Annotated in this window: 11 protein-coding genes; 4 read left to right on the forward strand and 7 right to left on the reverse strand. The window is 66.9% G+C overall.

The window, feature by feature from the left end; translation table 11 throughout:
- Positions 1 to 387 (reverse strand): diacylglycerol kinase, encoded by a 387-nt coding sequence (locus H4O13_08905; GenBank protein ID MBE5315505.1) that lies wholly within the window; start codon positions 385 to 387, stop codon positions 1 to 3.
- 180 nt (positions 388 to 567) lie between these two features.
- Between H4O13_08905 and H4O13_08910 the strand changes: the two genes are divergently transcribed.
- Together H4O13_08910 and H4O13_08915 are read left to right on the forward strand one after the other, a co-directional pair.
- Positions 568 to 1,257 (forward strand): DUF533 domain-containing protein, encoded by a 690-nt coding sequence (locus tag H4O13_08910; protein ID MBE5315506.1) that lies wholly within the window; start codon positions 568 to 570, stop codon positions 1,255 to 1,257.
- Positions 1,258 to 1,268: 11 nt separating this feature from the next.
- Positions 1,269 to 2,276, forward strand: a complete 1,008-nt coding sequence (locus tag H4O13_08915) for a TIGR00266 family protein (GenBank protein MBE5315507.1) — start codon at positions 1,269 to 1,271, stop codon at positions 2,274 to 2,276.
- Positions 2,277 to 2,367: 91 nt separating this feature from the next.
- Here H4O13_08915 and H4O13_08920 read toward each other — a convergent pair whose 3' ends face one another.
- Both H4O13_08920 and H4O13_08925 read right to left on the reverse strand, forming a co-directional pair.
- Entirely contained in the window at positions 2,368 to 3,402 is a 1,035-nt protein-coding gene (locus H4O13_08920; protein ID MBE5315508.1) for an isoaspartyl peptidase/L-asparaginase, read from the reverse strand.
- A gap of 166 nt (positions 3,403 to 3,568) precedes the next feature.
- Positions 3,569 to 4,654 (reverse strand): OmpA family protein, encoded by a 1,086-nt coding sequence (locus tag H4O13_08925; protein ID MBE5315509.1) that lies wholly within the window; start codon positions 4,652 to 4,654, stop codon positions 3,569 to 3,571.
- A 354-nt stretch (positions 4,655 to 5,008) separates the two neighbouring features.
- Between H4O13_08925 and H4O13_08930 the strand changes: the two genes are divergently transcribed.
- Positions 5,009 to 7,033 carry an NADPH-dependent 2,4-dienoyl-CoA reductase gene (locus H4O13_08930; protein ID MBE5315510.1) on the forward strand — a complete coding sequence of 675 codons (2,025 nt, stop codon included), beginning with the start codon at positions 5,009 to 5,011 and terminating at the stop codon, positions 7,031 to 7,033.
- A gap of 357 nt (positions 7,034 to 7,390) precedes the next feature.
- Complete coding sequence (locus H4O13_08935; GenBank protein MBE5315511.1) at positions 7,391 to 7,837, forward strand: cell wall hydrolase; 447 nt, start codon at positions 7,391 to 7,393, stop codon at positions 7,835 to 7,837.
- A gap of 75 nt (positions 7,838 to 7,912) precedes the next feature.
- Here H4O13_08935 and prpE read toward each other — a convergent pair whose 3' ends face one another.
- The 4 genes from prpE to H4O13_08955 all read right to left on the reverse strand — a co-directional run bounded on the left by prpE (position 7,913) and on the right by H4O13_08955 (position 12,624).
- Entirely contained in the window at positions 7,913 to 9,805 is a 1,893-nt protein-coding gene (prpE, locus tag H4O13_08940) for a propionate--CoA ligase (protein MBE5315512.1), read from the reverse strand.
- A gap of 210 nt (positions 9,806 to 10,015) precedes the next feature.
- Entirely contained in the window at positions 10,016 to 11,002 is a 987-nt protein-coding gene (locus H4O13_08945) for a malate dehydrogenase (GenBank protein MBE5315513.1), read from the reverse strand.
- A 69-nt stretch (positions 11,003 to 11,071) separates the two neighbouring features.
- On the reverse strand, positions 11,072 to 11,428 hold the full coding sequence (locus tag H4O13_08950) for a glutaredoxin family protein (protein MBE5315514.1): 357 nt from the start codon (positions 11,426 to 11,428) through the stop codon (positions 11,072 to 11,074).
- Entirely contained in the window at positions 11,425 to 12,624 is a 1,200-nt protein-coding gene (locus tag H4O13_08955) for an aminotransferase class I/II-fold pyridoxal phosphate-dependent enzyme (protein ID MBE5315515.1), read from the reverse strand. The genes H4O13_08950 and H4O13_08955 overlap by 4 nt, the downstream gene beginning before the upstream one ends.
- Positions 12,625 to 12,735: the final 111 nt, after the last annotated feature.

A 12,735-nucleotide genomic window follows, 5' to 3' on the forward strand; every position in this document is an offset into this window, starting at 1 on the left:
TCAGGGCCAGACGCGGGGCAGAAGCAGCAGCGCCCAGCACAGCAGTACGTTCATCATCAGCACGAAGACCGCGGCCGAGCCCATGTCCTTGGCGCGGCCGGCGAACTCGTTGTGCTCGGGCCCCATGCGGTCTACCGCTGCTTCGACGGCCGAGTTCAGCAACTCAGCCGACAGCACCAGCAGCAGGCTGCCGACCAGAACCACGCGCTCCAGCGGCGTCTGTCCGAGCCACAGGGCCAGCGGACCGAGCACAAGGAACAGATAGACCTCAAGCCGGAACGAGGCTTCAAACCGGAAAGCCGCCACCAAGCCCTGCATCGACCATTTGAAGGCCTTCCACATACCGCCGGGGCCGCGTGGAATCAGCGAGTTGACGCGGTCAGGCATGTGTTGCGAGATCCAGGTCTGCGTCGACCGCGGGCGCGCGGCAGGCCGGATAGTGTAGTCGGCGCGCCCAACTTGGCGAAACGCCGGCAGGCGCTACCATCCGGCACGGGCCGTCACAGCAGCGGTGCGCCAGCGTCGCGCATCGCCGATCCGCATTCCACACCATGGAGAACCGCAACGATGTTCGACCCCGAGCGACTACTGAAGCAGATGCTGGGCGGTGCCTTGGGCGGCACCCTGGGCGGCGACCGCGGCCGCAAGAAGCATAAATCGCGCGGCGGCATGGGGGGCGGCATCAGCGGCGCGCTGGGCGGCCTCAGCACCGGCAACAAGGCTGCGCTCGGCCTTGGCGCCCTCGGCGTGGCAATGGCGGCCTGGGAGCACTACAAGGGCCAGTCCACATCCACGGCGCAGCCGACTCCCACTGCACAGCCGCTGCCGGCCATGAGCCCGCCGCCTCCGCCTCCACCACCCGGGCAAGTCGCCGTGACGCCGCCATCGGCCGCACCGGGAGCGCTGGTGCCCGAGGCCCTGCTGGTCATCCGCAGCATGATCGCGGCGGCCGCCGCCGACGGCCTGATCGACGGCAACGAGCGCGAGGCCATCCTCGGCCGCGCCCAGGACGCGGGCCTGGATGCCGATGACCTCGCCGCCCTGCGACAGGAGCTGGCCCAGCCGCTGTCGATGCCCGAACTGCTTGCGCAGACCCCCGCGCATCTCGCCGCGGAGGTCTACGCGGCCGCGCTGATCACGATCAGCGTCGACACCGAAGCCGAACGGCGCTGGATGCAGCGTCTGGCCGAAGGCCTGAAGCTTGATGAATCGAGGCGCGCCGAGCTCGACGCGCAGTTCGCCTCTCTCTCCCAGTAAAGGACGCCCCCATGCACGCTTGGTACCTCAGCTACGGCGGCCAGCAGTCCGGCCCGCTGGATCACGCCACCGCCGCCGCGCAGGCCCGGCAGAACCCCAACGGCCACTGCTGGCGCGCCGGCTTCGCCGAGTGGATGCCGATCAGCGCCTGCACTGAACTCACCGGCGGCGGTGGCGCCCTGGTCGCGCCGGCCGCACCGCCGCCGGTCGGCCAGCGCAGCGCCGACGAGATCGACTATCAGGTCTTCGGCCACGAGATGCAGTTCGTCGAGATCGAGCTCGATCCCGGCGAGAGCGCCATCGCCGAAGCCGGCGCGATGATGTTCAAGGACGCGCATATCCAGATGGAGACGGTGTTCGGCGATGGCAGCCACAGCGGCCAGGGCGGCAGCTTCATGGACAAGCTGCTCGGCGCCGGCAAGCGCGTGATCACCGGCGAAAGCCTGTTCACCACGATGTTCTCCAACGCCGGCAGCGGCAAGGCCAAGGTCGCCTTCGCCTCGCCCTACCCGGGCACGATCATTCCGCTGTCACTGAAGAACTACAGCGGCCGACTGATCTGCCAGAAGGACTCGTTCCTGTGCGCCGCGCGCGGCGTCAGCGTCGGCATCTTCTTCCAGAAGAAGATCATGACCGCACTGTTCGGCGGCGAGGGCTTCATCATGCAGAAGCTCGAAGGCGACGGGCAGGTGTTCGTGCACGCCGGCGGCACCGTGGTCGAGCGCGAGCTGAAGGCCGGCGAGCGCCTCGATGTCGACACCGGCTGCGTGGTTGCGCTCACCCAGACCGTGGGTTTCGACGTCAAGCCCGTGGGCGGCATCAAGTCGATGCTGTTCGGCGGCGAGGGCGTGTTTCTCGCGACGCTGACCGGCCCCGGCCACGTCTGGCTGCAGTCCCTGCCCTTCTCGCGCATGGCCGGCCGCATGTTCGCTGCGGCCTACCAGCGCGGCGGCGGCAAAGAAGAGGGCTCGGTGCTGGGGGGCTTGGGCGGCATCCTGTCGGGCGATCGCGGCTTCTGATCCTAGCCAACACGAAAAGCGCCGCGTTTGGCGCGGCGCTTTTCTGCGTTGGGGGGCTGCGACTTCGCGGACCCGCCTCAGCAGGACAGCTTCACTCGGACGGCTCGGCAGCCTTGCGCCCATCCGGGTCGGGCTCATCGGCAAAGATCGCCACGCCGCGCGCGCCGTCGACGGTGATCCAGCCGCGGTACATGCCGGCAGTATTGAAGGGCATGCGGATCGCGCCCTTGCCGTCGATGGCGATAACGCCGCCATCGCCGCCGAGCTTGGGCACCTCCTCCATCAGCACGGCGTCGGCGGCTACCGCCAGGGACTGCCCGGCATAGCGCATGCGCGCGCAGATATCGTGCGCCACCGAGAGGCGGATGAAGTACTCGCCCCAGCCGGTGGCCGACACCCCGCAGTTCGCGTCGGCATAGGTGCCGGCGCCAATGATCGGCGCATCGCCTACTCGCCCCCAGCGCTTGTTAACCATGCCGCCGGTCGAGGTGGCCGCGGCGATACGCCCGGCATGATCGAAGGCCACCGCCCCCACGGTGCCGAAGTAGGTCGAAGCCGGGATCGCCGCCCTCGCCTTCTCACGCTCCAGCACGGTCTGCAGCTGGTTCCAGCGCTGCTCGGTGCGGAAATAGGACGGATCCACCTGCTCGATGCCGCGCTCCTTGGCAAAGCGCTCCGCGCCCTCGCCGATGAGCATCACGTGTGGGGAGGAGTCCATCACCGCCCGCGCAAGGTCGATCGGATTGCGCACCGTGCGCAGGCCGGCGACGGCTCCCGCACGCCGCGTGCTGCCGTCCATGATCGAGGCATCGAGCTCGTTGTGGCCCTCGTGGGTGAACACCGCACCCTTGCCAGCGTTGAAGTGGGGTGAGTCCTCCAGCACCTTCACCGAGGCCACCACGGCATCAAGGCTGGCCCCGCCTTCCGACAGCACGGCCGCCCCCGCGTCGAGCGCGCGGCTGAGATCGGCGCGGATCGCGGCATCGATCTCGGGCGTGATCGCCTCACGGGTCAAGGTGCCCGCGCCGCCATGAATGACCAGGGCAAAGCGGGCGTCTTCGGCCTGCGCGATCAGCGGCAGGGCAAGACAGAGGGCAAGGGCGAGACGCGAACGTCGCGAGTTCATGACGGGTTCTCTGCGCAAGGAATGGCAGCAGCACCTTCGCGACTGCCTCGATTCTCGGTCAAGTGCCGATCGGATCAGCGGCGGCGAAGACGACTGTACGACGCCCCGAAAAGCGAAAACCCGGCGCGAGGCCGGGCTTTCGGGTGCTGCGTGCTGCGTGGCCAGATCAGTTCTGCACGTTCAGCTCGGTACGGCGGTTCGTCTCGTTCTTGCACTCCGGCAGGTTCTGGCCGGTCGGCTGCAGCGGACGGCTCTCGCCGTAACCGGTCGGGCCCACCAGGCGCGAGGCGCTGATGCCGTTGCTGGTCAGGAAGTCATAGACCGCCTGTGCGCGGCTCTGCGACAGGGTCTGGTTGTAGGCGTCCGAACCGCACAGATCGGTGTGGCCGGCAACTTCAACGCGGAGGTCGCTGTACTGGCGGAGGATGCTGACAACCTCGTTCAGGGTGGCCACGGCGTCCGGGCGCAGGGTCGACTTGTCGAAGTCGAAGTTGACGCCGCGCAGGTCGATGGTCACCGGGACCGGGCAGCCGTCCGGGCCAACGGTCTGGCCGGGGGTGCTGTTGGGGCACTTGTCTTCGCAGTTGTTGACGCCGTCACCGTCGTCATCCAGATCGGCGCAGCTCACCTGCGGCGCGGGGGCGGGCTCAGCCGGGGCCGGGGCATCCACCGGGGCGGAAGGCTTTGCGCCCAGCGGCAGGCTGACGCCCACCGACACGATGCGGTCGGCGAAGTAGTCTTCGTCGGCTGCGCTCTCGCTGTCAAAGTCGAAGCGCGCACCGTACTCGGCGCGCACGAAACCACGCCCGAAGTCACCCTGGACGCCGATACCAACGTTGGCCGCCAGGTTGTTGCCCTTGACCTCGCCAGGACGGCCCGCCGGGCTACGGAACTCGCGCTCGTGGCGCCACACGCCTGCGCCCAGCGCGACGTAGGGGCCCCAGGTGTCGCCGGCTTCGCGGAAGTGATAGCGGCCCGTCAGACCCAGGCCGTACTGGCTCCAGTTCAGCTTGTTGGGGCGCAGGGTCGGGTTGGTGTAGCCGATCTCGGCATCGAGCGACCAGTTCGGGGTGAAGAACTTGCCGAAGTTGAAGCCAAGATGCTCGTTGTCCTTGACACCACGGGCATTGTCGGACTCGACGTACCCGGCAGACGCACCGACATACCAGCGGTCATCGAAGTCCTGCGCGTTCGCGGCGCCAACAAAACCGACGCCGGCCAGCAGCGCGCAGCAAAGGAGGTTCTTCTGCATTTGGTGTTCTCCTGGAGATACGGGGGGACGCAACAGAGGACGAGCCTCGTCCACGAAAAGCGCCAGTCATGCACTGGCGCAACGGTCGTCACTGTAAGTCGGCGACATGACGCAGAAGTTAACGCATTTGTAACGGGCTTCGCAATTCCACGCCGATTGTCCGCCCCGAAAAGCAGTGTCCACGGCCCGCACTTCCGCCTCGCTCGATCGCTTTCGCTGCAGCGCACAGGCCCTCGCCGGAGTGGCCACGCCGCACTCCGTTTACCCGGTCAGCGCTATGGCTCCAAGCCAACGGCTTGCCGGGCCCCAAGCGCTTCGGCAAGGTGGCACCTAAAACGCCGGAGATTTCTGACCATGACGCAAGCGAGCTATCCGACCCTGTTGAGTCCACTCGATATCGGCCGCGTACGCCTGCGCAATCGGGTTCTGATGGGATCGATGCATACCGGCCTGGAGGACCGAGCGAGCGACTACCCCCGCCTTGCCGCCTACTTCGCGGCGCGCGCGCGCGGTGGTGTCGGCCTGATCGTCACCGGCGGCATCGCTCCGAACATCTCGGGCTGGGTCAAGCCGTTCGCCGGAAAGCTGTCCTGGCCCTGGGAAGTCCGCCGCCATCGACAGGTCACTTCAGCAGTGCACGCAGAGGGCGCACTGATCTGCATGCAGGTGCTGCACGCGGGTCGCTACGCATACCACCCGCTTGCAGTCGCCCCCACCGCGCTCAAGTCACCAATCACTCCCTTCAAGCCCCGAGCGCTTAGCCTGCGCGGGGTCGAAGCGCAGATCCGCGACTTCGTACGTTGCGCCCAGCTGGCGCGAGACGCCGGTTACGACGGCATCGAAGTCATGGGCTCGGAGGGCTACCTCATCAACGAGTTCCTCGCTCCACGTACCAATCGCCGCACCGACAGGTTCGGCGGCCCGCTGGAAAACCGCATGCGGTTCGCGGTCGAAATCGTGCGGCGCACCCGCGAGGCGCTCGGGCCCGATTTCATCATCATTTTCCGGCTTTCAATGCTCGACCTGGTCGAAGGCGGCAGCAGCTGGGAGGACGTCGTCGCCACCGCCAAAGCGATCGAGGCTGCGGGAGCCAGCATCATCAACACCGGAATCGGCTGGCATGAAGCACGCGTCCCAACCATCGTCACCTCAGTGCCGCGCGCGGCGTTCAGCGGGATCACGGCGCGTCTGCGCGGCGAGATCCAACTGCCGCTGGTGACCAGCAACCGAATCAATACGCCCGAGCTCGCGGAATCGCTGCTGGCCTCTGGCGTGGCGGATCTGGTCTCGATGGCGCGACCGCTGCTCGCCGATCCCGACTGGGTGAACAAAGCCCGCGCAGGCCGCGCGCGCGCCATCAACACCTGCATCGCCTGCAACCAAGCCTGCCTGGACCATGTCTTCGAGAACAAGCCTGCGAGCTGCCTGGTCAATCCGATGGCCTGTCGCGAGACAGAGATCGTGCTGACCCGCAGCGCGCGACCCAAGCGCGTCGCCGTCATCGGCGCCGGCCCGGCGGGGCTGGCCGCGGCTTGCGCCGCAGCCGAGCGCGGCCATGCCGTCGTGCTGTTCGAAGCGAGCGCAGAGATCGGGGGCCAGTTCAACCTGGCGCGACAAGTGCCGGGCAAAGAGGAGTTCAGCGAAACGCTCCGCTACTTCCGCACCCGCATCGAGGAACTGGATATCGATCTGCGCCTGCAGTCGCGAGTTGACGCCGCACAGCTGAAGGCCCACGCGTTTGACGCGCACATCGTGGCGACCGGCGTCAAACCGCGCGTGCCGGATATTGCTGGCATCGATCATCCCAAGGTACTGGGGTACGCGGACGTGCTGCAGGGCGCCGAGGTCGGACAGCGCGTTGCGGTCATCGGTGCAGGTGGCATCGGCTTCGATGTGTGCGAGTACCTGACCACGCCACATCCTTCACCGACGGTCGAGCCTCACCGATGGCTGGATGAGTGGGGCGTCGATCTCGGCTACACGCACGGCGGCGGGCTCAAGACTCCGCACGCTGAGGCCTCACCCCGCGAGGTGTGGATGCTCCAGCGCAGCGGCGGCAAGCCAGGGGCGCGTCTCAACAAGACGACCGGCTGGGTCCACCGTGCCGCGCTGAAGAGCAAGGGCGTCAAGGCGCTCTCCCAGGTCGAGTATGTGCGTATCGACGACAGTGGCCTGCACTGCAGGATCGAGGGCGAAGAACGACTCCTGGAAGTCGACAGCATCGTTCTCTGCGCCGGGCAGGTTTCGGTCAACGCGCTGCACGCCGAGCTGCGTGCGGCGGGCATGCACTCACAGCTCATCGGCGGCGCCCTGCTCGCTGGCGAAGTGGACGCGAAGCGGGCGATCGAGGAAGGCGTACGCGCAGCCGCTGCGATCTGACGCTTTCGACCAGGCCCCACTTGCTACCTAGAAGAACAGCCGCTTGAGGAAACGGCTGTTCAGTCTCGGCCAAAAGAGTTCAGGCTGCGTTTACTTTGCCGATGTACTCTCGCCCTCAGCCCGTCCCCCGGTACCCGGCCCGATCCGGGGGGCGCGAACGTTACCGCCGATCGTGCACGGCTAGCGTTCACATCCGTAAAGCGGCTGACGCATCAAGGCGCCCTTCCTGCCTGCGTCAGGCGTGACCTTAAACGCCATGTCGGCGTATCCCCCACAACCTGCAGGTCCTCGCGTCCGAGACGGAGCGCGGCCTTCGGTTGCGGGTTCGGATGTCGACGCAACGGAACAGGAGTCCGCATGAAACTGGCCTGGATCCTCTGGTTGGCCAACGCGCTGCCGCAGCCCGTCGCCGATCCTCTATGCCTGACCACCACGATCTACCTGGAAGCCCGCAACCAGTCCATCCTGGGGCAGCGAGCCGTCGCTGAAGTCGCTCTGCGGCGCGTTGAAGATGGGCGCTGGGGACGATCGGTCTGTGCCGTCGTCACGGCTCCGAGGCAGTTCGCGCCGACCCTGGTGTCGGCCGAGTTCGAGATCAAGAGCCACAAGGCCTGGGAGCGCGCCGCCGCGATCGCGTTTGACGCGCTGCGCGACTGGCGCAAGCCGAGCGACAGACGCAGACAGGTTGTGCCAGGGGCAAGCCACTTTCTGGTCAACGATCTGGTGAACCGCCCCAACTGGGCTCAGGGCACACCCGTCGCGCTGATCGGCGATCACGCCTTCTACAGCGTCACCGAGCTGTAGCTCCGAACTGTTCAATCCGATAACACAAACGGCGCCTTCTGGGCGCCGTTTGTGTTATCGCCGCAGAACGGCGGATCAGCCGACATCCGGTCCTCGCTGCAAGGCCAAGCGAACCGACTCCAATGCGGAGGGATCGTCGAGCGTCGACAGGTCGCCCGGATCGCGACTCTCGACCAAGGCCTGCAGCGAGCGCCTCAGCAGCTTGCCGGAGCGCGTCTTGGGCAGCGCATCGACGACATACACGCGCGCCGGCTTCGCGACCGCGCCCAACTGTTCCACCACCTGACGCATCATCGCTTCCGCCGCTGCGCGGCGATCGCTGCAGTCGCCGCCCTTGAGCGTGGCGAACACGACTGGCACCTGTCCCTTCAGCGCATCGGCGGCACCAATCACGGCAGCTTCTGCGACCACGCTGCAGCCAGACACGGATTCCTCGATCTCTCGAGTCCCCAGGCGATGGCCGGCGACGTTGATCACATCGTCCGTGCGGCCGAGGATGAAGTAGTAGCCATCCTCGTCGCGGATCGCCCAGTCCAGCGAGCTGTAGAGCAGCGCCTTGAAGTGGCTGAAGTAGCTCGACAGGAAGCGCGCATCGTCACCCCACACGGTGCTCAGGCAGCCCGGCGGCAGCGGCGGCACGATGGCCAGCACGCCTTTCTCGCCTGCACCGCAGGGCTCGCCGCTCACCTCATGGATAAGCCTGAGGTTGAAGCCAAGATTGGGCAGGCCGGGCGAGCCGAACTTGGTGGGCTTGAGTTCGAGGCCAGGCTGCAGGCACAGCACCGGCCAGCCGGTTTCGGTCTGCCAGTAGTTGTCGATCACCGGCACACCAAGCGCATCGTTGATCCAGCGCGCGGTGGGCTCATCGAGCGGCTCACCGGCGAGGAACAGCCACTTCAGCGCGGACAGGTCGTGCATTTTCAGCCACGACGGATCCTGCTTCTTCAGCACGCGCACCGCCGTGGGCGACGAGAACAGCGTACGCACGCCGTATTGCGCACACAGCTCCCACCAGATGCCCGGATCGGGAGAGGTCGGCAGGCCCTCGTAGACGATCGTGGTGGCGCCGACGATCAGCGGCCCGTAGACGATGTAGGAGTGGCCCACCACCCAGCCGACGTCCGAGGTCGAGAACATCACCTGCCCGGGTCCGACGTCGAAGACGGTGCGCATGGACAGCGCGAGCGCCACCGCATAGCCACCGGTATCGCGCTGCACGCCCTTGGGCTTGCCGGTGGTGCCCGAGGTGTAAAGCAAATAGCTGGGCGCGTTGCTTTCGCGCCAGACCACGGGAACCGTCGCATCGGCAAACGCCGCCGAGGCCTCCGCGTAATCGATGTCGCGGCCCGGCGTGCGCGGCGTCTCCGCATCAAGCCCGCGGTGCATGACGAGCACATGCGGCGGCGCATGCTTCGCCTCGGAGAGTGCTGCATCGACCAGCGGCTTGTAGCGGATCACCTTGCCCGAGCGCATGCCGGCATCGGCGCAGATCAGCAGCTTGGGCTGGGCGTCGTCGATACGCAGGGCGAGGTTGTGGGCGGCGAAGCCGCCGAACACCACCGAGTGGATCGCACCGATACGCGCACATGCCAGCATGGCAATCACCGCCTCGCCGGTGTTGGGCATGTAGATCACCACGCGGTCGCCCTCGCCCACGCCAAGCGAGCGGATCGTTGCCGCGCACTGGTTGACCGCGCGGTGCAGCTGCACATAGGTCCAGGTCTGACGCTGGCCGGTTTCGGTGGAGACCGCGATCAGTGCTGCTTGATCGGCGCGCGCCGCAAGATGGCGATCGATCGCGTTGTGGCAGAGGTTGGTGCGTCCACCGACGAACCAGCGACGGAAAGGCGGCTTCGAATCGTCGAGGATCTGCTGTGGCGGAGTCTCCCAGTCGATGGCTTGGGCGGCATCTGCCCAGAAGGCTTCGGGCTGTTCGATGGAATGAAGATAGAGCTCGTCGTAGCGCATGGCCGGTGCTCCGCGGGGGATTCACGAAGCCTAGACCGATGCGGACGCGGGCGCCTGTCGACGTTGGTCTGAAAGGCTGGGATTGGGGATTCGGGATTGGGGATTCGTCAGAGCAGGTCGCGGCAGGGCTGAGCCCGGGGCCTCACAGCGCTGGAAGCGAAAAGGGCGGCCCTTGGGCCGCCCTTTCCTGGGACAACTGCGGTGCAGGCTTCAGCCCAGCAGGTGGGCGACGCCGGCGCGCTCTTCTTCGAGTTCGTTGAGCGTGAAGTTGATGCGCTCCTGCGAGAACTCATCGATGGCCAGGCCCTGCACGATCTCGTACTTGCCGTTCGTGCACGTGACCGGGTAGCCGAACATCACGTCCTTGGGGATGCCGTAGCTGCCGTCGGACGGAATGCCCATGGTGACCCACTTGCCGTTCGTGCCCAGCACCCAGTCACGGACGTGGTCGATGGCCGCATTGGCGGCGGAGGCCGCCGACGACAGGCCACGGGCTTCGATGATCGCGGCGCCGCGCTTGGCCACCTTGGGGATGAAGGTTTCGCGGTTCCAGGCCTCGTCGGCGACCTTGTCCTTCAGCGAAGCGCCGCCGGCCGTGGCGAAGCGGTAGTCGGGATACATGGTCGGGCTGTGGTTGCCCCACACCACCAGCTTCTCGATGTCGGCCACGGCCACGCCGGCCTTGCCGGCCAGCTGCGACAGCGCACGGTTGTGGTCAAGGCGGAGCATCGCGGTGAAGTTGTTCGGGTCGAGATCCGGCGCCGACTTCATGGCGATGTAGGCATTGGTGTTGGCCGGGTTGCCGACCACCAGCACCTTGACCTGGCGCGAGGCGACCTTGTTCAAGGCGCGGCCCTGCACGGTGAAGATCTCGGCGTTCTTCAGCAGCAGGTCCTTGCGCTCCATGCCCGGGCCGCGCGGCATGGCGCCGACCAGCAAGGCCACGTCGGCATCCTTGAAGGCCACTTCCGGGTCATCGGTGCCGACCATGCCGGCGAGCAGCGGGAAAGCGCAGTCTTCGAGCTCCATCATCACACCGCGGAGCGCGGCCTGGGCCTTCTCCATCGGCAGCTCGAGCATCTGCAGGATCACGGGCTGGTCTTTGCCCAGCATCTCGCCGGAGGCGATGCGAAACAGCAGCGAGTAGCCGATCTGGCCGGCGGCGCCGGTGACTGCAACGCGGACGGGGGTCTTCATGGAGGAGTCCTGTGTCGTCTTCTGGGGTGGGTGGAAGCTCAGAACATGCAGCGCTTTCAGCCAGGGGCTTCAGCGCATCTCGTAGCCGATCGCCGCCAGATGCTGCTGCAGCGCCGGCCGGTTGTAGCCATGGATCACTTCATCGCCGATGACGGTGAGCGGCACGCCGCGGCCGCCCAGGGCGTCGACGGCATCGCGCCCTTCGGAGGTATCGAAGTCGAGCTCGGTAAAGCGCACGCCAGCGGCGCGGAAATCGGCCAGCTGCTGCTGGCAGTAGCCGCACCATTCCGCGCTGACCATCAGCACACGATTGGGGTCGCCTGCGCCTGGCAGCGCGCTGAGCGCGGCCTCGGCGGACCGCTCGGATCGCCAGAAGCCGATGGCCACCAGCAGTGCGAGCAGGACCAGCCAGACGCGCCCGCTCACGCAAGCTCCGCGAAGAACGCCTGGATGCGTAGCAGGCCCTCGGTGAGCTGGGCATCGGGGCAGGTGTAGGAAATCCGCAGCGCGCGCGGTTCGCCAAAAGCCGAGCCCGGCACGCAGGCCACACCCTTGGCTTCCAGCAGAGCCGCACAGAAGTCGACATCGTTGGCTATCACGCGCTCACCGTGCCGGCGGCCGAACGCGCAGGCGATGTCCGGGAAAACGTAGAAGGCGCCCTCGGGCTTGGGGCAGATCACGCCCGGGATTTGCGCCAGCGAGGCCAGCACCTGGTCGCGCTTGGCCTCGAACTCGCGCACCTTGATCGCCGGCACGTCCTGCGGGCCCGACAGCGCCGCGATGGCGGCAGCGATCACCACCTCGGGCACGTTGGTGATGTGGTTGGAGTTGAGCGTGGTCAGGGCCTGCGCCACCGACTCCGGCCCGGCCATGAAGCCCACGCGCCAGCCCGGCATGCCGTAGGTCTTGGACAGCGAGTCGACGAAGATCACGCGCTCCGCCAGCTCGGGCCGGAAGTGCAGCACGTTGTGGTAGCTCTGACCGCTGAACACCATGCGGTGGTAGATGTCGTCGCAGATCATCCAGACGTCCGGATGCCGCGCCACCACATCAGCAATGGCGGCGATCTCGTCGCCGCTGTAGACCATGCCGGTCGGGTTGGACGGGTTGTTGAACAGGAACACCTTGGGCCCGCGGGCGAGCGCAGCATCCAGCTGTTCCGGCATCAGCTTGTAGTTCTGGCTGGACGGACACGGCAGGGCCGTGGCGCGCGCACCGACGATCTCGGCGATGTCGGCGTAGGTGGTCCAGTAAGGCGAGGGAAACACGATCTCGTCGCCCGGATCGAGCAGAGCTTCGGCCAGGTTGTAGAGGATGTGCTTGGCGCCAATGCCGGTAGCGCAGTGCTTGCGCTGGTAGCCGCTCAGGCCGGCCGACTCGATGTGCTTCAGGAAGGCATCGAGCAGTGCATCGGGGCCGCGATTGCTGCCGTACTGGCCGCTGTCATGATCCAGCGCTTCGCGCGCAGCGGCGTACACATGCGGGCCAGGCAGGAAGTTGGGAACGCCAATCGAGAAGCTGATGACTTCGCGGCCGGCCGCCTTCATCTGCCGGGTCTTCTCGACAATCTGCATGATCGCGCTGGGCTTGGCGCGCCCCATGCGCTGGGCAAGCTTGGGCATGTGCAGCCTCGTGTGATGGGCCAACCCGGCGGTGCGCGGGGCTTCTCGCGAAGCGAGGCGGACGCGGGCAGAAAACCGCCGAAGTCTAGCACGCAGGTCGCCCGCGACCGT

This window comes from Lysobacterales bacterium, from assembly GCA_014946745.1.
In the GTDB taxonomy this organism is placed as follows: domain Bacteria; phylum Pseudomonadota; class Gammaproteobacteria; order Xanthomonadales; family Xanthomonadaceae; genus Aquimonas.

Bases quoted from the DNA above. Each gene is read 5' to 3' on its own strand.
- H4O13_08905 (MBE5315505.1), bottom strand. From the start codon at position 387: ATGCCTGACCGCGTCAACTCGCTGATTCCACGCGGCCCCGGCGGTATG.
- H4O13_08915 (MBE5315507.1), top strand. From the start codon at position 1,269: ATGCACGCTTGGTACCTCAGCTACGGCGGCCAGCAGTCCGGCCCGCTG.
- H4O13_08945 (MBE5315513.1), bottom strand. From the start codon at position 11,002: ATGAAGACCCCCGTCCGCGTTGCAGTCACCGGCGCCGCCGGCCAGATC.
- H4O13_08955 (MBE5315515.1), bottom strand. From the start codon at position 12,624: ATGCCCAAGCTTGCCCAGCGCATGGGGCGCGCCAAGCCCAGCGCGATC.
- H4O13_08910 (MBE5315506.1), top strand. From the start codon at position 568: ATGTTCGACCCCGAGCGACTACTGAAGCAGATGCTGGGCGGTGCCTTG.
- H4O13_08935 (MBE5315511.1), top strand. From the start codon at position 7,391: ATGAAACTGGCCTGGATCCTCTGGTTGGCCAACGCGCTGCCGCAGCCC.
- H4O13_08930 (MBE5315510.1), top strand. From the start codon at position 5,009: ATGACGCAAGCGAGCTATCCGACCCTGTTGAGTCCACTCGATATCGGC.
- prpE (MBE5315512.1), bottom strand. From the start codon at position 9,805: ATGCGCTACGACGAGCTCTATCTTCATTCCATCGAACAGCCCGAAGCC.
- H4O13_08925 (MBE5315509.1), bottom strand. From the start codon at position 4,654: ATGCAGAAGAACCTCCTTTGCTGCGCGCTGCTGGCCGGCGTCGGTTTT.
- H4O13_08920 (MBE5315508.1), bottom strand. From the start codon at position 3,402: ATGAACTCGCGACGTTCGCGTCTCGCCCTTGCCCTCTGTCTTGCCCTG.